Here is a 19,592-nt window from a genome sequence, read left to right on the forward strand (position 1 = left end):
ATGTTGGGGGATCCGATGGCGCTGCCCGCGCTGGTCACGCTGGTGGTCATCGTGCTATGGGCCAGCGCCCGCTTGCCGGAGTATTTGGTCGCGTTGCTGTTCTTTGCGGCGGTGATGGTATTGCAGCTGGCGCCCGCCGCGGTGACCTTTTCCGGTTTCGCGTCTTCCGCATTCTGGCTGGTGCTCAGCGGTTTCGTGCTGGGCTCCGCCATCCGTAGCACCGGCTTGGCGGATCGCCTGGCCAACCGACTCTTGCCGCATCTGGCCGGTTCCTGGCCGCGCCTGGTGGGCGGCGTGGTGGCGATAAGCTACGCGTTGGCGTTTGTCATGCCATCCAATATGGGGCGGATTACGCTGCTGATGCCGATCGTTATGGCGTTGGCCGAGCGCGCCGGCCTGGCGGAAGGCTCGCGCGGCCGCATCGGTTTGGCGCTGGCGGTGGGGTTCGGCACCTTCCAGCTCTCCGCCAGCATCCTGCCGGCCAACGTGCCTAACCTGGTGATGAGCGGCGCGGCGGAAAGCGCCTATGGCAGCCACTTCGCTTATCTTTCTTACCTGCTGCTGCACGCCCCGGTACTCGGGGTAGCCAAAGGCGCGCTGCTGACGCTGTGCATCTGCGGCCTGTTCCGTGCGCGGCCGCAGCCGGTGGCGGCCGAGGCGGCGCAAACCCCGCTCAGCGCCGCCGAATGGCGACTGATCGCGCTGTTGGGCGCCACGGTGCTGTTGTGGATGACCGACAGCTGGCACGGCATCGCTCCCGCTTGGGTGGGGTTGGCGGCAGCGTGTTTCTGCCTGTTGCCGCGTATCGGGTTTCTCAACGGCGAGCAGTTCGCCGCCGGGGTTAACGTGCGCACCTGTATCTACGTGGCGGGGATCTTGGGGCTGACCGCATTGGTCAGCCACTCGGGGCTCGGCGATCGGTTGGGCGGCGCGCTGCTGGCGATGATGCCGGATCTGCACGGCAAGCCGTTTACCGCATTCGGTTCGCTGGTGGGGATCACCGCGCTGTTGAATTTCGTGGTGACCGCCAACGGCGTGCCGGCGCTGTTTACCCCGCTGGCGCAGGCGTTGTCCGCAGGCAGCGGCTTGCCGCTGCTGACGGTGCTGATGACCCAGGTGATCGGTTACGCCACGCCGCTGTTGCCGTATCAGGCCTCGCCGATCGTGGTGGCGATGGGGATGGGTAAAGTGCCGGCGCGCGAAGGGCTAAAGCTGTGTCTGCTGTTGGCCGCGCTCAGCTTCGCACTGCTGGTGCCGTTGGACTATCTGTGGTTCAGGCTGCTGGGGTGGATCCCGTAAACAGCCCCGCGCCGCCGGCAAAACAATCTTCGTCCAGCGTCAGAGTGGCGATTTTATGCACCGGTCCGCGCATGCTGACCTGAAAATCGCCGCTGAAGGCGATCTGCAGCTCGCCGCCCGGCATCCGCACGCTAACCCGATCGCCGACTCGTCCCAACTTGCGCATCACGCTGGCGGCGGCGCAACTGCTGCTGCCGGAGGCGAGGGTAAAACCGGCGCCGCGCTCCCAGATGCCGATGCGCAGCGTCTGGCGATCGACCACTTCCACCAGTTGTACATTGGTGCGTTTCGGGAACAGCGGATGGCGTTCAATCTGCGGTCCGAGCCGATGCACCTGCGCCAGATCCAGTTTTTCCACCGGCACCACGCAGTGCGGGTTGCCCATCGACACCAGCGAAACGCTTAACGTCTCCTCCCTCAGGGGCAGCGGATAGTTCAGCGCCTCCGGCAGATCGATCAACGCCGGCAGCGCCGCCGGGCTGAAATTGGCGCGCCCCATTTCCACCGTTATCTGATGCGCGTCTTGCGCCACCTGGCAGCGCACGTCGCCGCCGGCGGTGTGCACCAAAAACGGTTGATGGCCCACGCGGCCGCTGTCAAACAGATAGCGCGCGTAGATGCGCAGGCCGTTGCCGCTCTTCTCCGCTTCGGAACCGTCCGGGTTGATGATGCGCAGGGTGGGATTGACGGCGTCGCCGCTGTCGATCAGCAGGCCGTCGGAACCGATGCCGTAATGCGGGTGGCACAGCAGACGGATCTGTTCCTGGCTCAGCCGATCGGCGACCGAACGGTGGCATACCAGGTAGTCGTTGCCCAGACCGTGATATTTGTGGAACAGCAGGGGAGTCATGGCGTTGCTCGGCTCAGCGGAAAAAAGGTCGCTACAGCTTACAACAGAACGTTGGCGTTAAAGCAAACAAAAGGCGGCCTGAGCCGCCCTTTTGCACGATTGCCGATCCGGCCATTAATTGTAGATGATCGCGGTGCCGTGCAGTTTATTGTCACCGGTGGTGGCGATGATCTGGAAGGATTTTGCGCCCGCAGCATCGGCTTTGGCCGCTAGTCTGTTTTCCAGGCTGCTCAGGTCGGACGCGCCGCTGACGGTGACGACGCCGGCTTTTTGCAGGTCGGCGGGTTGTGCGTTAACCAGTTCGGCGGCGAAGCTGCCGAAGGAGACGGAAGCCAGTGCGATGGCGGCGATGGTCATTTTCAGGTTTTTCATGGTCTTATTTCCTATCTTTGTTCTTTACGATGTTTGTTTTGTAAGGTCGTTAAATTAATTAACGATCGATAATTTAATGTTAGATGCCGGTTTGACGGATTGCAAGTATTTTTTTAATGCTCGTTAATTAATTTTTTTGACGCCCTGGCGTCGAGAGCAGAACTTATCGCGATCCGCTGGTTTAATTACTTGTTATTGATAGATTTCTGCGGTGCCGTGCAGCTGGTTGTTACCGCCGGCGCCGATGATACGGAAGGATTTTGCACCGGCCTGATCGGCTTTGGCGGCCAGGCTGCTTTCCAGCGAGGTCAGATCGGATGCGCCGCTGACGGTAATGACGCCCACTTTCTGCTGGTCAGCCGGTTGGTTCTGAACCAAATCAGCGGCGAAGCTGCCGAAGGAAATGCTGGCCAGAGTGAGGGCTGCTAAGGTTAATTTTAAATTTTTCATAATGTTAATTCCTTTCCGATAACGGTGAATAGAGGGGGTTAATCCGCTTCGCTAAATTATCTTAACGATCGATAACTAAATGCTAATCGGTTCTCGACGAGGGCGCAATATTTTTTTATAATGATCGTTAAGTTATTTGTGCTAACCCTGCTGTGGAGCGGGACAGGAGAGAATGATGAGCATCAATGAAGAGGTCTGCGGCAAAAAGAGCCGTGGCAGGCCGAAACAATTTGATCGCGACCGGGCGCTGGAAAGCGCGCTCGATCTGTTCTGGCGGCACGGCTATGAAGCCACCTCGCTGGCCGATCTGGTGGAAGTGACCGGCGCCAAAGCGCCAACGCTGTATGCGGAATTCGGCAACAAGGAAGGGATGTTCCGCGCGGCGGTGGAACGCTATCTGCAAAAATACACCACCTGCACCAACCAACTGTTGGAACAGGCGTTGCCGGTGGCCGAGATCGTCGAGGCCTACGTGCGTTCTTCCGTCGAAGTGTTTACCGATCCCGATACGCCGTCAGGTTGTTTTATGGTGTGCGCCTCCGCCGCGCTGTCGTCCGCGTCCGACGACGTCGCCCAGATGCTGCGCAAAAAACATCATGCCCAGGAAGCGGCGCTGAAAGCCTGTTTCGATCGCAAGGTGCAGCAGGGTGAACTGCTGGCGAAGACCGACACCGCGCTGCTGGCGAAATACGTCATTTGCACCATTGAAGGCATGTCGGTGCAGGCGCGCGAAGGGGCAAGCCGCAGCGATCTGCTGCGGTTGCTGGAGGCGTTGATGCTGGTGTGGCCGCGGCTCAGCCAGATTGGCAATAAGGTGTGACAACCGGCCCGGCTTTTACCGGGCCGCGTAACCCATTACTGATTGACCGGGATCACCGCGCCCTGGTACTTCTCGCGGATAAAGTCCTGAATCGGTTTGGAGTGCAGCACTTTGACCAGCGCCACGATCTCCGGCTTGTTCACGTCGGCTTTGTGCACGGTGATGATGTTGGCGTACGGGTTGTTTTCGCCGCTTTCGACCGCGATCGGATCCTTGGTCGGATTCAGCCCGGCGTCGATGGCGTAGTTGGCGTTAATCACCACCGCGTCGCCTTCGTTGTTGTTATACATCTGTGGCAGCAGCGCGCCCTCCACGTTGGCCTGGAACTTCAGGTGTTTCGGGTTTTCCACCACGTCGGTGATGCGCGCGTCCACTTTGCTCACCCCCGGCTTCAGCTTGATCACGCCTTCCCGTTCAAAAATAGACAGGATGCGGCCTTCTTCCGCCACCGCGTCGCGCATGATGATTTTGCCGTTTTCCGGCAGATCTTTCAGGCTCTTGTACTTCTTCGAGTAGATACCGATAGGCTCAATATGGATCGCGCCGGCGCTGACGAAGTCGTAGCTCTTGTCGTCGGCGTGGTCTTTCAGCACCGAGTTCAGGTAAGGCACGTGCTGGAAATAGTTGGCGTCAATGTCATGGCTGGCCAGCGCAGTGTTCGGCAGGATGTAGTCCTGGAAGCGTTTGATCTGCAGATCGATGCCTTCCTTTGCCAGTATCGGTTTAGCCTGTTCGAGGATCTCGGCGTGCGGCACGTTGGAGGCGCCGACCACCAGCTTGGTCGCCGCGGCGGCGCCAAAAGAAGCCAGAGTGGCGACGGAGGCGAAAGCCAACATCAGTAGGTGCTTTTTCATCATCGTTTTCCTTGGTTAATTAACGTTTATCGAGCGTTCTTGTCAGGGTGTCGCCAATGAACTGAATGACGAAAACGATCAGCAGGATCGTCAGCGTCGCCACCAGCGTCACGTCACTGTGGTTGCGTTGGAAACCTTCCAGATAGGCCAGATTGCCCAGGCCGCCGGCGCCGATCACCCCGGCCATCGCGGTGTAGCTCACCAGCGCGATCAGGGTGACGGTGATGCCGGAAACCAGCGCCGGCGAGCTTTCCGGCAGCAATACGCGGAAAATCAGGGTGCGGTTTTTGGCGCCCATCGAGCGCGCCGCTTCGATCACTCCTTTGTCGACCTCGCGCAGCGCGATCTCCACCAGCCGGGCATAGAACGGCGCCGCGCCGACGATCAGCGCCGGCAGGGCCGCATCTGCGCCGAGAATGGTGCCGATAAGCGACTTGGTGAACGGGATCAGCAGCACGATCAGAATGATGAACGGAATGGAGCGGAAGACGTTGACCAACACGGAGATCAGCGAGTAGACCGCCCGGTTCTGCAACAGCTGGCCCTTCGAGGTTAAAAACAGCAGCACGCCGAGCACGATGCCCAGCACCAGCGTGGCCAAACCGGCGATGCCGGTCATATACAGCGTTTCCCAGGTGGCGTCCCACAGTTGGTCCAGACGCAGGTGGGGGAACAGGGATTCAATCATGTTGGATAACCTCGACGGCGATGTTTCTTTCGTTCAGCAACTTGAGCATGTCGGCGACTTGTTGTTCGTTGCCTTCGGCGTGGATGTACAGTTCGCCGAACGAACCGTTGAGGGTGTGGCTGATCTTGCCGTGCAGAATGTTGATGGTCAGGGCGTAGCGCCGGATCACTTCAGAGATCACCGCCTGATGGGTTTGCACGCCGACGAAGGTCAACTTGAAAATCGCCCCCGGCAGGTGGGCGGTGAGCTGCGGGTTGAAGCTCTCTTCGGTGTCCGCATACTGCGACACCTGTTTGACGAACTGCCGGGTGATCGGCTGCTGCGGCCGGGTGAACACGTCGAGCACCGGGCCTTCTTCGACGATGCGGCCGTTTTCCATCACCGCCACGCGGTGGCAGATTTTGCGCACCACGTGCATCTCGTGGGTGATCAGCACGATGGTCAATTTCAGCTGACGGTTGATGTCCAACAGCAGGTCGAGAATGGCGTCGGTGGTCTGCGGATCGAGCGCCGAGGTGGCCTCGTCGCACAGCAGCACGCTCGGGTTATTGGCCAGCGCGCGGGCGATGCCGACGCGCTGCTTTTGGCCGCCGCTGAGCTGCGACGGGTAGGCGTTTTCGCGCCCCTGCAGGCCGACCAGCGCGATCAGTTCCGCCACGCGCGGCGCAATCTGCGCCTTGGGCACGCCGGCGATCTGCATGGAAAACGCGATGTTCTGGCTGACGGTGCGCGACCACAGCAGATTGAAGTGCTGAAACACCATGCTGATTTTCAGCCGTGCCTGGCGCAGATGGCTGCCTTTGGCGCGGGCGATATCGAAGCCGCCGACGTCGATGCGGCCGCTGGTGGGCGTTTCCAGGCCGTTGAGCAGGCGGATGAGCGTACTTTTGCCGGCGCCGCTGTAGCCGATGATGCCGTAAATTTGCCCGGCCTCTACCGCCAGGCTGACGTTGTCTACCGCTACGACGCGGCCCTGTGTGCTGTCAAAAGTTTTGCAAACGTTCGAAAGAACGATCATAGCGAAGCGGATCCTTATCGATACATCACAGCATTCCGTCCAGAGCGCGGTGCGCCGGACAGAGATCGTTCGGCTTTTCGGCTGACGGAACCTCTGTTGCGGGTGAATACCGGGCAATCCTACCGAGGGTTGATAGTGACAGGAAGAATGTAAAATCTATTACTTATTCTGATTTGATATATAAGGCGGCGGGGGAGGCGGGGGAAGAAAACCGGCCGCAGGGCGGCCGGCGAGATTGATGACAAACCTTATACCCTTGCCGGGTTGGCAGAGAGCACCGAATAAAAAACAAGGAAAATCAATTTATTGATTTTCGGCTGATCACCACAAAGAGGGGAAAAACCACGCTTTTTCCCCTCTTTGTCAATAGACTGACCGGCCGCAGGGCGGCCGGCGGAGGGCTAACGTTTGTCCAGCTTCATGTGCAGCAGCGGGAACGGGTTGCCCTGGCCGTCGAGCGGCGAGCGGCCGGTGATGACAAACCCGTAGTGGCGGTAGAAGCCGCTGGCCTGCGGATTTTGCTCGTTCACGTCCAGCTGCAGCTCATCGTGCAGCGTTTCCGCGTGGGTCAACAGCGCTTTGCCCACGCCTTGGCCGCGCTGATCGGCGTCGATAAACAGCATCTCCACCTTGTTGCCGTTCAGGCCGATAAAGCCGCAGGGATGCCCCGGTCGGTCTTCGGCCACCCAAACGTTGACCGCCGGCAGGTAGTCGTTCAGCACCAGCGGGAACAGCTGCGCGATGTTGTCTTCGGTTAAAAAATGGTGGGTGGCGCGCACCGAACGCAGCCAGATATCTGCCAATTGCGCGTTGTCTTCCGCCGCGCGTGCTCTGATGGTAATCATCGAACTCTCTGCTATCTAAGTTGAAGGAAAAGAAACTAGATAGAGGTTTTGTGGGGTTAGTGCCGAATTAACGTGGGTTAACGCCCTGCAAAGCGCCTCTGCAGTGGATCGAATAGGCCCGCCTTTTCGCAAGCGGTATAACAACTGTAATTCAGCAAGTTAATGCTTTCAACCGCCGCAGGGCGCAATGAGGCGTTCGTCGCGTGATACACTGGCCGCTGAACCAGCAAGGGGGCGGCAGGATGGAAGCGGTACGCGCAGCGATAGAAAAACAGGTGCTCAGCCTGACCGGGCTGGCGCTCGGCGGCGTCGATTTTGAGAACCCGCCGGGCGATCCGGGCTTGTTCGGCCCGCAGTCTGTCATCTGGCAGGTACACCGCGACTTCACCCCGATGCTGTGCGGCGGCGTCAGCGCCTTGCTGCTGCAAATGCTGCACCCGCTGGCGTTGGCCGGGGTGTGGGATCACTCCAATTTTCGCGAAGATATGATAGGCCGCCTGCGCCGCACCAGCCAGTTCGTTTCGGTCACCACCTTCGGCCCGACCGCCGAGGCGCAGCGGCTGATCGCCAAAGTCAAGGCCATCCATCTGCGGGTGACCGGCGTCTGCAGCAACGGCACGCCTTATGCCGCCAGCGATCCGGCGTTGCTGACCTGGGTGCACGTGGCGGAGAGCAGCCGTTTTCTGGCCAGCCACCTGCGCTACCGCAACCCGCACCTTTCCCGCGATTTGCAGGATCAATACTATCGTGAAGCGGCGCGCGTGGCCGCCGCGCTGGGGGCGACGGCAATTCCTCAGTCCTGCGCGGAGGTCGAAGAATACCTGCAGGCGATGCGGCCGCAGCTGGTGTGCGATGAACGCACGCAAGAGGTGGCGCGCATTCTGCTGAAGGCGCCGGCGCCGAGCGCATTGGCGCGCCCCCTCGGCGGGGTGGTGATGCAGGCGGGCATCGATCTGTTGCCCGATTGGGCGCAGCGGCAGTTCGGTTTTCATCCGGGCGCGCTGCGGCGGCGGCTGGTGCGAACGGGCGCCGCCGGTTTGGGCAAGGTGCTGGGCGCGTCGATGCGCAACGGTTCCTATCAGCGTGCGGTGCGGCGCATCACTCAGCCGTCATGAGCCGCAGCCGCTATAATTAGCCTTTGTTTATCTTCGTTTACGGCCGTTTTTGAGACTTTTACGGGTGATCCGGCCAGTAATGCGTTCTACACTTGGGGCAAAGCCACATTCCATTTTTGGCGCGCAGCCGATTCTGCCGCGCCCTGACCCTATTGAGGTGATATGAACGAGTCATACGTACTTGCTGAAGTCAGCAATGAGAACCAGACGTTGGTCGCGGTGGTTCAGCAAGATCACCGGGCAGCCTATTTTTACATTTATCCCGCCGAAGCCTACAGCGATCGCTATCAGGTGCGCGCCTGCTGGCTGCGCAATCTGGCCGCCGCGCCGCTGCAGGAAGATCGCGCCGCGCTGGAGCAGGGGCAGCCGCCGATGCTGGCGGCGGAGTTTTGCCGCAACCTGGAAGGGGAAGCGCCGCTGAACCCGGAAGGGCTGATGGTGGTGTGGAGCGAAAGCGACGACGGCGCGGCCCTGTGGTATTACGGCCAACTGTTGGCGGTGATCCCCGGCTGGAGCCTGTATATCGATCATTCGGTGTGCTACTCGGCCAGCTGTATCAAGGAGAGCCCACTGGCCTATCCGCTCGGTTCGGCCTCGACCAACACCCAATATGCGCTGGCGGAAAGCACCCGCCAGTTTTGGCGCAGCTGGCAGCGTGAAGAGGGCAATCCGTGGCCGAAGATGCAGCGCGATTTTCAGGCGCGCTATGAGCCGCATTTCGGCCCTTCGGTAAAATACTACGCCATCGATCAGGGCAAGTGGCCGCCGATGGCCATCACCCAGCACGAACGCGACGGCATCTATTACTTCCTCACCATGGGGGTCAGCATCCGGCCGATGCCGTGGGTGGAGATCCTGTTCAACGACGAGGCTTCGCGCTATCGCCGCATGGAGATGGCGATCGCCATCGACAGCCAATACATGACCGAAGACAACGCGGTGCAGATGGCCAGCGCGCTGGCCGGTTTCGCTCATGCGCCGTGGGCGCGGCTGACCTGGATCGGCGAAGGGCATACGCTGGAGTCCGACGTGGCGCCGCTGGGCTATGAGGGCTATATTTTATCGTCGTCCTTCTACCCGCATCACGCGCACCTGGCTCTGCCGCAGCAGTATGGCGATCCGGTTAACCTGTTCTGGGCCAGCCCGGTGTTTACCGCCGAGCGCCAATTGGCGCACGCCACGCCGAATGGCGGGCACGATCTGGTGCACAGGCTGCGCGAGCAGGGCGTCGACCATATTTTCCGCCCGCGTCAGCCGGTGTGCTGACGCGCTTATCTTTTCTTCAGGAGCCGCCATGACCACCGCGCTGTTGATTATCGATGTGCAGGAAGGGTTGTTTACGCCGCCGCCGGCGGATGCCGCGGGCACCGTTGCGCGCATCAATCAGCTGAGCGAGCGCGCCCGCCGGGCCGGTGCGCCGGTTGTCGTCATTCAGCACCATACGCCGGACGATGAGTTGCCGCACGGCAGCGCCGCCTGGCAAGTGCTCGCGGCGCTGACGGTGGCGCCGGGCGACCATCGGGTGGAGAAAACCACGCCGGACTCGTTCCTGCGCACCTCGCTCGGCGCGTTACTGATCGCCAACGGCGTATCGCAGCTGGTGGTTTGCGGCTACTCCACGCCGTTTTGCATCGATACCACGGTGCGCAGCGCGGCGGCGCGCGGCTATCCGGTGACGCTGGCGGCGGATGCGCATACCTGCCACGACAAATCCTATGCCGACGGCCTGCTGATCCGCACCCACCATAACGAGACGCTGTCGAACATCGACAGCTTCGGCGTGCCGATCCGCGCGGTGCCCGCGGCGGACATCGTGTTCTGAGAACGGAAAACGGGGGCCAATGCCCCCGTTCGTTATTTCAGGCCCGCCCGCCGCGCCGCCACCTTGGCCAGCGCCGCCCAGTCCAGATCCGCATCCCCCTGCGCCATCGCGTCGAGGAAGTTGTCTTTCAGCACCCCGGCGAACGGCATCGGCGTATGGCTGTCGGCGCCGGCGGCCAGCGCCAGCCCGACGTCCTTCAGCCCCAGCGCCAGCCGGAATCCGGCGGGTGAATACTTCTCGGCGGCGATCAGCGCGCCATAGCCCTGATAGGCCGGGGCGGCGAAGACGGTGCTGCTCAGCATCTGCAGGTAGTCGGCGCCGGACACGCCGTAGTTGCGCACCAGCGCGCTGCCTTCCGCCATCGCTTCAATGGCGCTGGCCAAGGTAAAGTTGGTGGCGATTTTGACCACGTTAGCCTGCGCCGGATCGGCACCGAAGTGCCAGGTTTTCTGGCCAAGGGCATCGAACAGCGGCTGCGCTTGCTTCAGCCGCTCGCTATCGCCGGCCGCCAGAATATTCAGCTTGCCGGCGGCCGCCACGTCGACCCGGCCCAGCACCGGCGCGGCGAGATAGCCGATGCCGTGTTCCGCATGCAGCGTCGTCAGGCGTTTGGCGAGTTCGACCGAGATGGTCGCCATATTGATATGCAGCGCGCCCGGTTTCATCTGTTGCAGCAATCCGCTGTCCACCACCACCTGTTGCGTGGCGGCATCGTCAGCCAGCATGGTGATCAGCACGTCGGCATCGGCCAACTGTTCCGGCCGTTCGGCCTGCCGCGCGCCGGCGCTCACCAGCGGCTGCGCCGCCTGCGGCGAACGGTTCCATACCGTTAAGGCGAAGCCCGCCTGCAACAGGTTGGCCGCCATGGCGCTGCCCATTCCACCCAGTCCGGCAAATCCGATCTTCATCATGCGCTCCTTTTTCAGGTTGAAGGTTTTACCCTAGCGCGCCGGGCCAGGAACACAAATGCCGGAGTGTAACGTCGTCTTACGCACCGGCGGCGGGTTATTGACGCGCCGCCGCAGCGGGTATACCTTGATGCCATGAATATATCGATGCACTCCACCCACAATCAGTCATGGTGGCGCCTCTTCTGAGGCGGCACGAGTATTCACATCTCTTTTTAATGCCGCCGGTTTGGCGGCATTATTTTTTGTGGCGTTGATCCGGCGGTCTACAGACCTTCAGGAGCACTGTCATGAGCTACACCATTCTTACCGGCGATCGCGCCACCGGCCCACTGCATTTAGGCCACTTCGTCGGCTCGCTGCGCCAGCGCGTGGAACTGCAGCACCAGCATAACCAAACGGTGATGGTGGCGGATCTGCAGGGCCTGACCGACAACGGCAACAACCCGCAAAAAATCAGCGCCAACGTGCTCAACGTAGTAGCCGACTATCTGGCGGTGGGCATCGATCCGCACAAGACTACCATTTGCCTGCAGTCGGCGCTGCCGGCGTTGGCCGAGCTGACGATGTACTACCTCAATCTGGTCAGCGTGGCGCGGCTGGAACGCAACCCGACGGTGAAAAGCGAAATCGCCGAGAAGGATTTCGCCCGCAGCCTGCCGGCCGGCTTTTTGATCTATCCGGTCAGCCAGGCGGCGGACATCACCGCCTTCGGCGCCACCCACGTGCCGGTCGGCGAGGATCAGCTGCCGATGCTGGAGCAAACCAACGAGATCGTGCGGCGCTTCAACCACATCGTCGGCCAACCGGTGCTGACGGAGTGCCAGCCGCTGTTGAGCAACGTCGGGCGTCTGCCGGGGCTGGACGGGCAGGGCAAGATGTCGAAATCGCGCGGCAACGCCATCCCGCTTGGCGCCGGCGCCGACGAGGTGCACAAGGCGGTGATGAGCATGTTCACCGATCCCGGTCATCTCAACGTCAGCGATCCCGGCCGGGTGGAGGGCAACATGGTGTTCACCTATCTGGACGCCTTCTGCGAAGACGCCGCGCTGGTGGCGGAGCTGAAGGCGCATTACCGGCGCGGCGGATTGGGGGACGTGAAAATCAAACGGCTGCTGGAGGATTGCCTGCAGAGCCTGCTCGAACCGATCCGCACCCGCCGCGCCGAATTCATCGCCGATAAAGGCGAGCTGACGCGCATCCTGCAGCATGGCACCCGCCGCGCGCATCAGGTCAGCCGGCAGACGCTGCAGCAGGTCAAGGCGGCGCTGGGGCTGGACTTCTTTAGCCTAGAATGATGCGCACGCCTGGGCGGTACGCGTCACGCCCCGGCCATAAAACCATCATCCCACTGTCATAAACTTATCCGTTAATAGGTGCCCATAATGATTAGCCACTGAAACCAGAGAAATCATATGGCTCAGGCACTGTTAAAATTGGCGCAGCACGACTTTCCAGGGCAGCACGCCGCCGCATCCCGCAAAGTGTTATCGGTAAAGGGGCTCGGCAAGGCCTACAAAGCGCAGCAGCGCGTGCTGGATGACATCAATTTCGATTTGCACGCCGGCGAATTCGTGGCGGTGATCGGCCGTTCCGGCGCGGGCAAGTCCACGCTGCTGCACACCCTCAACGGCACTATTCCTTCCAGCTGCGGCGAGATGCTGCACTTCGAAGACGATGGCGTGGCGCAGGATATCGCCCAGCTTGCCGGCCGCCAGATGCGCCAATGGCGCGCGCGCTGCGGCATGATCTTCCAGGACTTCTGCCTGGTGCCGCGGCTGGACGTGATGACCAACGTGCTGCTGGGGCGCCTGAGCCACACCTCCACCCTGAAATCCTTCTTCAAACTGTTCGATGACGCCGATCGCGCTCGCGCCATCGAGCTGTTGCAGTGGCTCAACATGCTGCCGCACGCGCTGCAGCGCGCCGAGCACCTCTCCGGCGGCCAGATGCAGCGCGTCGCCATCTGCCGCGCGCTGATGCAAAACCCGCAAATCCTGCTGGCCGATGAGCCGGTGGCGTCGCTCGATCCGAAGAACACCCGCCGCATCATGGACGCGCTGCAGAAAATCAGCGAAGACGGCATCGCGGTGATGGTGAACCTGCACTCGGTCGAACTGGTGAAAGAGTATTGCTCGCGGGTGATCGGCATCGCCCACGGGAAGATCGTGTTTGACGGGCATCCTTCGCAACTGAACGAACGGATCCTGCACCAGCTGTATGGCGAAGAAGCCAATCAGATCCATTGAAGCACTTTTGACCTTTACCCTTTACACACAAGGCACACCTAATGAAAAAAGTATTGAGTCTGACCACCCTGATGGCCGGCGCGATGATGGTCTTTAATGCTGCCGCAGCGGATGCGCCGAAAGAGCTGAACCTGGGCATTCTCGGCGGCCAGAACGCCACCCAGCAGATCGGCGATAACCAGTGCGTGAAGCAGTTCCTGGATAAAGAGCTGAACGTCGATACCAAGCTGCGCAACTCGTCCGACTATTCCGGCGTGATCCAGGGCCTGCTGGGCGGCAAGATTGACCTGGTGCTGAGCATGTCGCCGTCGTCGTTCGCCTCGGTCTACATCAAGGATCCGAAAGCGGTGGACATCGTCGGCATCGCGGTCGATGACGTCGACCAGTCGCGCGGCTACCACTCGGTGGTGGTGGTGAAGGCCGGCAGCCCGTACCAGAAACTGGAAGACCTGAAGGGCAAGGCCATCGGCTTCGCCGATCCGGACTCCACCTCCGGCTTCCTGATCCCGAACCAGGCGTTTAAAAAGCTGTTCGGCGGCACGGTCGACAACAAATACAACAACACCTTCTCCAGCGTCACCTTCTCCGGCGGCCACGAGCAGGACATCCTCGGCGTGCTGAACGGCCAGTTTGAAGGCGCGGTGACCTGGGCGTCGATGATCGGCGACTACAACACCGGCTACACCAGCGGTGCGTTCACCCGCATGATCCGCATGGATCACCCGGACCTGATGAAGCAGATCCGCATCATCTGGCAGTCGCCGCTGATCCCGAACGGCCCGATCCTGGTGAGCAACTCGCTGCCGGCCGACTTCAAGGCCAAAGTGGTCACCGCCATCAAGAAGCTGGATAAAGACGATCACGCGTGCTTTATCAAAGCGATGGGCGGCAAACAGCACATCGGCGACACCACCCTGGCGGAATACCAGACCATCATCGATATGAAGCGCGAGCTGACCAAAGGCGACCGTTGATTCCCGGCTGCCTCGGCCGCCCGAATGAAGGGGTTCAGCATGCTGAACCCCTTGTTCCATAACGATGGAAGACCTGTTTTGAATACCGATTTCGCACACTATTACCAACGGATCCGCAGCAAGCAAAAGCGCGAAGCGCTGCTGTGGTCGCTCGGGCTGGTGGTGCTGTACCTGGGCGCCGGCAACCTCGCCGAGTTCAACCTGCACACCGTCTGGGTGTCTATTCCGCACTTCTTCGACTATTTGGCCGAAACCGTGCCGACGCTGCACTGGCACCTGCTGTTCGCCGACGGGCGCACCGAAGGCTCGCTGGCCTATTGGGGCTATCGCCTGAACATCCAGTTGCCGTTGATCTGGGAGACCCTGCAGCTGGCGCTGGCGGCGACCATTTTTTCGGTGCTGGTGGCGACCGTGCTGGCGTTTCTGGCGGCCGGCAACACCTATACCCCGGCCTCGGTGCGGCTGGCGATCCGCACGCTGGTGGCGTTTCTGCGCACCATGCCGGAGCTGGCGTGGGCGGTGATGTTCGTGATGGCGTTCGGCATCGGCGCCATTCCCGGCTTCCTGGCGCTGGCGCTGCACACCATCGGCAGCCTGACCAAGTTGTTCTACGAATCGATCGAAACCGCCTCCAACAAACCGGTGCGCGGGCTGGCGGCCTGCGGCGCCACGCCGCTGCAGCGCATGCGCTTTGGCCTGTGGCCGCAGGTGAAGCCGGTGTTTCTCTCCTACAGCTTCATGCGGCTGGAGATCAACTTTCGCCAGTCGACCATTTTGGGGCTGGTGGGGGCGGGCGGCATCGGCCAGGAGCTGATGACCAACATTAAACTCGACCGCTACGATCAGGTCAGCATGACGCTGCTGCTGATCATCGTGGTGGTTTCCGTGCTCGACTATGTGTCGGGCGAGCTGCGCAAGCGCGTGGTGGAGGGGGTAAAATGACAGCGGGCACTCCGGCGTCGGCGGAAACGCTGCGCCAGCTAAAACAGCAGCATCCGGCGATCTTCGCGCAGCAGGGGCGTTACCTGCGCACCGTCGGCCTGATCGCCTTGGCGATCGTGCTGTACTACGTGTTCTTCTTCCTGGTCTTCGGCATTAGCTGGCCGCAGTTTATCAACGGCTGCCAGCAGCTGGGGCGCTATTTCCTGCGCATGTTCGTCTGGCATGACTTCGCCAACTGGCCGTTCATGTACTACTTCCAGCAGATCGGCATCACCATCGCCATCGTGTTCGCCGGCACCATCACCGCGTCGCTGATCGCGCTGCCGCTGTCGTTCTTCGCCGCGCGCAACGTGATGTCGACGCCGCTGCTGCGGCCGATCTCCGTGCTGGTGCGCCGCTTGCTGGACGTGCTGCGCGGTATCGACATGGCGATCTGGGGGCTGATCTTCGTGCGCGCCGTCGGCATGGGGCCGCTGGCCGGGGTGTTGGCTATCGTGATGCAGGACGTCGGGCTGCTGGGCAAACTGTACGCCGAAGGGCACGAGGCGGTGGACAAGTCCCCGAGCCGCGGCCTGACGGCGGTGGGCGCCAACGGGTTGCAGAAGCACCGCTACGGCATCTTCACTCAGTCGTTCCCCACCTTCCTGGCGCTCAGCCTGTACCAGATCGAATCCAACACCCGCTCTGCGGCGGTGCTGGGCTTCGTCGGCGCCGGCGGCATCGGCCTGGTGTACGCGGAGAACATGCGGCTATGGAACTGGGACGTGGTGATGTTCATCACCCTGATCCTGGTGGTGGTGGTGATGATCATGGACAAGGTCTCGTCGCTGCTGCGCAACAAGTACATCATCGGCGAAGACATCCCGCTGTATCGGCAAAAAAGCCAAATCGATTGAGAAACCCCTTGCCGATCCCTATACTGCCGCACATTCAAGGTGTGCGGCCATACCCGTCATACTTGGAGCTGCCTCTTTGTTGGCTGCATTTGCGCGCCCCGGTCACATAGTTAACTATGCTCCGGGGGCTTACAAATTTGCCGCCGCGATGCAACTCCAATTATTTTGGGTATGGGGCATTTTTTTTACAATGCGCACGTCCCCGTTAGACAAATAAGGCAATGCAATCCCATGATGAACAACGACGTGCTGCGCAGCGTGCGCTATATGCTGAGCATTAACAACGCCAAAATGGTCGAGATTATCAAACTGGACGATTTCGAGGTGGCGGTGTCGGCGATGGACGCTTACGTGATCAAAGAAGGCGAGCCGGGCTACGAGAAGTGCCCGGACGAAGTGATGGCGCACTTCCTCAATGGCCTGGTGTTCTTCAAACGCGGCAAGGACGACAAGTTCCCGGCGCCGGCGGTTGAGCTGCCAATCACCAACAACCTGGTGCTGAAAAAGCTGCGCGTGGCGTTCGAGCTGAAAGACACCGACATGCACCAGATTTTCACCGCGGTGGATTTCCGCATCTCCAAGCCGGAGCTGAGCGCGCTGTTCCGCAAAGAGGGCACCAAGAACTACCGCCCGTGCGGCGATCAGATGCTGCGCTACTTCCTCAAAGGGCTGGCGCATCGCGTTCGCGGCGAGTAACGCGCAGCGTTCATCGAACATCAGGCGCAATCGCAAGGTTGCGCCTTTTTTATTATCTCTCTCCCGCCCGCCGTTGTTGTACAGGCCCTCAGCCATCCGTCATCGATGGAGGGCGTGCCGCCCATCCGGTTACTTTTTCATGGTCAATTCAATCCCCCCAACCATGAGGAAAGCAGGATGCCAACCATCACGAAAACCCAATCACTCTACACATTGACCCGGCCGGTCTGGCTGGATGCGGCAGGCATGAGCAAGGGCATCGATCACGATCGCCAGCACCTGGGCATCATTCTCGCCGCCGGGCAGGTGCTGCGCGTGCGGCAGACCAACGCGGCGTTTACCGGCAAGCTCACGCTGCGCTTGCTCAATGACGACAGCAAAACGGAGGCGGAATTCAGCGTCGGTGCGAGCTGGGTCGAGGCCCAGGTCAATGCCGCCTCGGTGCCGTTCATCGATACGCCGTACGGGCAGGGCGAGCCGGCGCTGGAGTTCGAGTACCCGGACACGGCGAAAGCGCTGCCGGTCTATCGCCGTGGCGAAAACGAAGCCGCATTCTTTGCCCGCTGGGACGCTCGGGACGCCGAGTTTGCCCTGGTCGATGCGGAGTACGCAGTGTTGCTGGTGCCGAAAATCAGTAAACCGGCGCTGAAGTCGCTGGGCGAAGCGAAAAACATCGACGGGCTGATCGCCTATTACGACCGCATTTTCACTTTCTACAATGCGCTGACCGGCGTCTCGTTCGAGGCTGAACACGAATCCGATCGCAATATTCGCAACCGCTATTTTATGAAGGCCGATAAGCACGGCGCCGGCGCCGCGTATTACGGCGGCCGCTGGACGGCGGAAACCAGCGACTCGGTCAGCAGCTTCTGGCTGACGCCGAAAGACAGCAACTGGGGCAGCCTGCATGAGATCGCGCACGGCTATCAGGGGCACTTTATGGGCGACAAATATTTCTCCACCGGTGAGATGTGGAACAATATTTATGCCGCTTGCTATCAGGACGTGATGCTGGGAGAGCGTAAATACCAGGAAGGGTGGCTGTATAACTACGGCAACGCGGCCGGCGTCGAGAAGAAAATCGTCGATCTGATCGCTCAGGGCACGCCGCTCAACCAGTGGGATCTGCGCTCCAAGCTGTTCTTCGCGATGCTGATGGTCGACAAGGCTGGCAAGAACGCCTTCACGCACTTTAATCAGCAGTATCGCCAAAGCTGCAATACGCCGGGCTTCGTGCCGTCGGAACATGCCTTGCTGGATCTGCTGTCGGCAAGCTTCGCCGCGGCCGGTGAGCAGATCGACGTGACACCGTTCGTCGAGTTGACCGGCGGCGTGATCACGCAAACGCAGCGTGAACTCAACGCATTCAGCCACGCCAAGGCGGTATATCCGTTGTATCAACTGGTGGATGCGCAGAGTTTGCCGGCGGTGCAGGCGCAGCTGAAGCTGGATTCCTCCCTGCGCCTGGTCGATTCTTATCAGCTCAAGGCCAGCGGGCTGAAAGGCGACGTTACCCTGAGTCTGGATATCGATGACTTTGCGCAGATCTACGGTGAAGACCTGATCCTGATGGAAGGGGCGCGCTATGCCCACAAAGTCCGTATCGATACGCCGACCCTGGCGCTGACTGCGCTGCCTATCGGCGTGTATACCTTGCGGTTGCCGACCGGCAAAGATCGCAAATATCGGCCGACGGCGGAATACCTGACGGTGAAACAGGGGAAAAACGCGGTGACGCTTCGCTTTGAGCGCAAAGCCGCTTCGCCGATCGTTTCGCAGGAGATCAATCTGTTGGGCCTGAGCGATGCGGTCTTTGCCACCGTGGTCGTCGATCGCGCCAAAGGAGCGGTGGTGGTTGACGTGACCAGCACCACGCCGCACGCCTATTTCCCGGGTGAAACCTATGCCCGGGTGACGCTGCGCGATCGGCAGGGCGCGGTGCGCTTCAGCAAGGAGATTCAGGGCACTCAGGCTACCTTAAGTCATGACGAGCTGCCGTTTGCCGAGGGCGATGACATCGAGATTTACCATGTGGAGCCGAGCCGGGTGCGCCTGAATCCGGCGGCGACCGGGGTTATCGATAATAAAAACAAAACCAACGTGCTGCGTATCGAAAAAAGCGGGCTGAAAAACCCGGCGCTGTCCGGCGATCCTGAACAAGCGCTGCTGACGCGTCTGGAACAGGCTGCGCAGCGTTTGCGCCATCTGCTGCCAGCTTACTATGCGCCATCATCGTCGTTCAAAGATGATATTTATCTGGCGATCGGCGCCTTTGCCGAGCCGCAGCGCGAGTCACTGTTGGCGACCTATCGGGATTGTCTGCCGGCCGACAATATGCCGCCGGGTGCCAACGTCGGCAATGCGTTTACCGTGGCTGCCAAAGGGATCGGCGATCGCCAGTTCCTGACCGGCGCCATCGATCTGGTGAAGAAAACCGTTACCGTCACGCTGGCGGCGGGGATTGCTCACCACTACTTTGCCGACAGCTACGCCTTCCTCAGCGTGACGGATGCGGACGGCAACGTCTTGCTCAGTTACGACGTCATCGGCAGCCAGAATCAACCGGCCAAAACCTGGGTGTTGCCGCTGTCGGGTTACGGCGGTGAAGTGATTCATCTGCGGCATGAAGAGCCGGACAACCGCCTGGCGATCGTCAACGAAATGCAGCATCTGCGGCTGACGGAGAAGGGCAAGCAACAGACCTACTGCATTACGCCGGTCGGTTTGAAACGCATCAACGACTGATCCCCATCGGCCTGCGGGGCGGCGAGTGTCGCCGCCCCGTTTTTTCCTC

Annotated in this window: 20 protein-coding genes; 12 read left to right on the forward strand and 8 right to left on the reverse strand. The window is 60.8% G+C overall.

Annotation, left to right across the window (positions count from 1 at the left end; translation table 11 throughout):
• Complete coding sequence (locus ACJ8PN_RS02530) at nt 1-1,299, forward strand: SLC13 family permease (RefSeq protein WP_437189186.1); 1,299 nt, start codon at nt 1-3, stop codon at nt 1,297-1,299.
• Here the strand turns inward: ACJ8PN_RS02530 and dapF are convergent.
• The 3 genes from dapF to bhsA (ACJ8PN_RS02545) all read right to left on the reverse strand — a co-directional run bounded on the left by dapF (nt 1,274) and on the right by bhsA (ACJ8PN_RS02545) (nt 2,971).
• Nucleotides 1,274-2,149, reverse strand: coding sequence for a diaminopimelate epimerase (gene dapF, locus ACJ8PN_RS02535; protein ID WP_437189184.1), 876 nt, complete (start codon nt 2,147-2,149; stop codon nt 1,274-1,276). The two genes, ACJ8PN_RS02530 and dapF, sit on opposite strands and share 26 nt — an antisense overlap.
• A 114-nt stretch (nt 2,150-2,263) precedes the next feature.
• Entirely contained in the window at nt 2,264-2,521 is a 258-nt protein-coding gene (gene bhsA / locus ACJ8PN_RS02540) for a multiple stress resistance protein BhsA (protein ID WP_411261913.1), read from the reverse strand.
• 192 nt (nt 2,522-2,713) lie between these two features.
• Nucleotides 2,714-2,971, reverse strand: a complete 258-nt coding sequence (gene bhsA / locus ACJ8PN_RS02545) for a multiple stress resistance protein BhsA (RefSeq protein ID WP_015377085.1) — start codon at nt 2,969-2,971, stop codon at nt 2,714-2,716.
• 175 nt (nt 2,972-3,146) lie between these two features.
• Between bhsA (ACJ8PN_RS02545) and ACJ8PN_RS02550 the strand changes: the two genes are divergently transcribed.
• Nucleotides 3,147-3,791: a TetR/AcrR family transcriptional regulator gene (locus tag ACJ8PN_RS02550; protein ID WP_004939509.1), complete on the forward strand. Its 645-nt coding sequence runs from the start codon at nt 3,147-3,149 to the stop codon at nt 3,789-3,791.
• Between the two features lie 35 nt (nt 3,792-3,826).
• Here the strand turns inward: ACJ8PN_RS02550 and ACJ8PN_RS02555 are convergent, their stop codons facing one another.
• The 4 genes from ACJ8PN_RS02555 to ACJ8PN_RS02570 all read right to left on the reverse strand — a co-directional run bounded on the left by ACJ8PN_RS02555 (nt 3,827) and on the right by ACJ8PN_RS02570 (nt 7,196).
• Nucleotides 3,827-4,645, reverse strand: coding sequence for a MetQ/NlpA family ABC transporter substrate-binding protein (locus ACJ8PN_RS02555; protein WP_004939506.1), 819 nt, complete (start codon nt 4,643-4,645; stop codon nt 3,827-3,829).
• A gap of 19 nt (nt 4,646-4,664) precedes the next feature.
• Nucleotides 4,665-5,333 (reverse strand): methionine ABC transporter permease, encoded by a 669-nt coding sequence (locus ACJ8PN_RS02560; RefSeq protein WP_004939505.1) that lies wholly within the window; start codon nt 5,331-5,333, stop codon nt 4,665-4,667.
• Entirely contained in the window at nt 5,326-6,351 is a 1,026-nt protein-coding gene (locus tag ACJ8PN_RS02565) for a methionine ABC transporter ATP-binding protein (protein WP_021503958.1), read from the reverse strand. The genes ACJ8PN_RS02560 and ACJ8PN_RS02565 overlap by 8 nt, the downstream gene beginning before the upstream one ends.
• Nucleotides 6,352-6,752: 401 nt before the next feature.
• Nucleotides 6,753-7,196 (reverse strand): acetyltransferase, encoded by a 444-nt coding sequence (locus tag ACJ8PN_RS02570; protein ID WP_004939500.1) that lies wholly within the window; start codon nt 7,194-7,196, stop codon nt 6,753-6,755.
• A gap of 242 nt (nt 7,197-7,438) precedes the next feature.
• Here ACJ8PN_RS02570 and ACJ8PN_RS02575 point away from each other — a divergent pair, with 242 nt between their 5' ends.
• The 3 genes from ACJ8PN_RS02575 to ACJ8PN_RS02585 all read left to right on the forward strand — a co-directional run bounded on the left by ACJ8PN_RS02575 (nt 7,439) and on the right by ACJ8PN_RS02585 (nt 10,133).
• Complete coding sequence (locus tag ACJ8PN_RS02575) at nt 7,439-8,311, forward strand: oxygenase MpaB family protein (protein WP_171453569.1); 873 nt, start codon at nt 7,439-7,441, stop codon at nt 8,309-8,311.
• A gap of 162 nt (nt 8,312-8,473) precedes the next feature.
• Nucleotides 8,474-9,577, forward strand: a complete 1,104-nt coding sequence (locus ACJ8PN_RS02580) for a suppressor of fused domain protein (protein ID WP_021503957.1) — start codon at nt 8,474-8,476, stop codon at nt 9,575-9,577.
• Nucleotides 9,578-9,605: 28 nt separating this feature from the next.
• Complete coding sequence (locus ACJ8PN_RS02585) at nt 9,606-10,133, forward strand: cysteine hydrolase family protein (RefSeq protein WP_015377091.1); 528 nt, start codon at nt 9,606-9,608, stop codon at nt 10,131-10,133.
• Nucleotides 10,134-10,165: 32 nt separating this feature from the next.
• Here ACJ8PN_RS02585 and ACJ8PN_RS02590 read toward each other — a convergent pair whose 3' ends face one another.
• Complete coding sequence (locus ACJ8PN_RS02590; RefSeq protein ID WP_049239833.1) at nt 10,166-11,041, reverse strand: NAD(P)-dependent oxidoreductase; 876 nt, start codon at nt 11,039-11,041, stop codon at nt 10,166-10,168.
• A gap of 290 nt (nt 11,042-11,331) precedes the next feature.
• Here ACJ8PN_RS02590 and trpS point away from each other — a divergent pair, with 290 nt between their 5' ends.
• The 7 genes from trpS (at nt 11,332) to ACJ8PN_RS02625 (ending at nt 19,543) form a co-directional block, all read left to right on the forward strand.
• Nucleotides 11,332-12,339: a tryptophan--tRNA ligase gene (gene trpS, locus ACJ8PN_RS02595; RefSeq protein WP_171453571.1), complete on the forward strand. Its 1,008-nt coding sequence runs from the start codon at nt 11,332-11,334 to the stop codon at nt 12,337-12,339.
• A 117-nt stretch (nt 12,340-12,456) separates the two neighbouring features.
• On the forward strand, nt 12,457-13,290 hold the full coding sequence (gene phnC / locus ACJ8PN_RS02600; RefSeq protein WP_019454697.1) for a phosphonate ABC transporter ATP-binding protein: 834 nt from the start codon (nt 12,457-12,459) through the stop codon (nt 13,288-13,290).
• Between the two features lie 41 nt (nt 13,291-13,331).
• Entirely contained in the window at nt 13,332-14,264 is a 933-nt protein-coding gene (gene phnD / locus ACJ8PN_RS02605) for a phosphonate ABC transporter substrate-binding protein (RefSeq protein ID WP_004939482.1), read from the forward strand.
• 78 nt (nt 14,265-14,342) lie between these two features.
• Nucleotides 14,343-15,206, forward strand: coding sequence for a phosphonate ABC transporter, permease protein PhnE (phnE, locus tag ACJ8PN_RS02610; RefSeq protein WP_171455035.1), 864 nt, complete (start codon nt 14,343-14,345; stop codon nt 15,204-15,206).
• Nucleotides 15,203-16,102 carry a phosphonate ABC transporter, permease protein PhnE gene (gene phnE / locus ACJ8PN_RS02615; protein ID WP_171453572.1) on the forward strand — a complete coding sequence of 300 codons (900 nt, stop codon included), beginning with the start codon at nt 15,203-15,205 and terminating at the stop codon, nt 16,100-16,102. Before phnE (ACJ8PN_RS02610) ends, phnE (ACJ8PN_RS02615) begins: the two co-directional genes overlap by 4 nt.
• A 231-nt stretch (nt 16,103-16,333) precedes the next feature.
• Nucleotides 16,334-16,798 carry a DUF1456 family protein gene (locus ACJ8PN_RS02620; protein WP_442534576.1) on the forward strand — a complete coding sequence of 155 codons (465 nt, stop codon included), beginning with the start codon at nt 16,334-16,336 and terminating at the stop codon, nt 16,796-16,798.
• 177 nt (nt 16,799-16,975) lie between these two features.
• Entirely contained in the window at nt 16,976-19,543 is a 2,568-nt protein-coding gene (locus tag ACJ8PN_RS02625; RefSeq protein ID WP_442534577.1) for a putative mucin/carbohydrate-binding domain-containing protein, read from the forward strand.
• Nucleotides 19,544-19,592: the final 49 nt, after the last annotated feature.

Origin of the sequence: Serratia sp. CY76391, from assembly GCF_052166695.1 — a bacterium.
GTDB classification, from domain to species: domain Bacteria; phylum Pseudomonadota; class Gammaproteobacteria; order Enterobacterales; family Enterobacteriaceae; genus Serratia; species Serratia nematodiphila.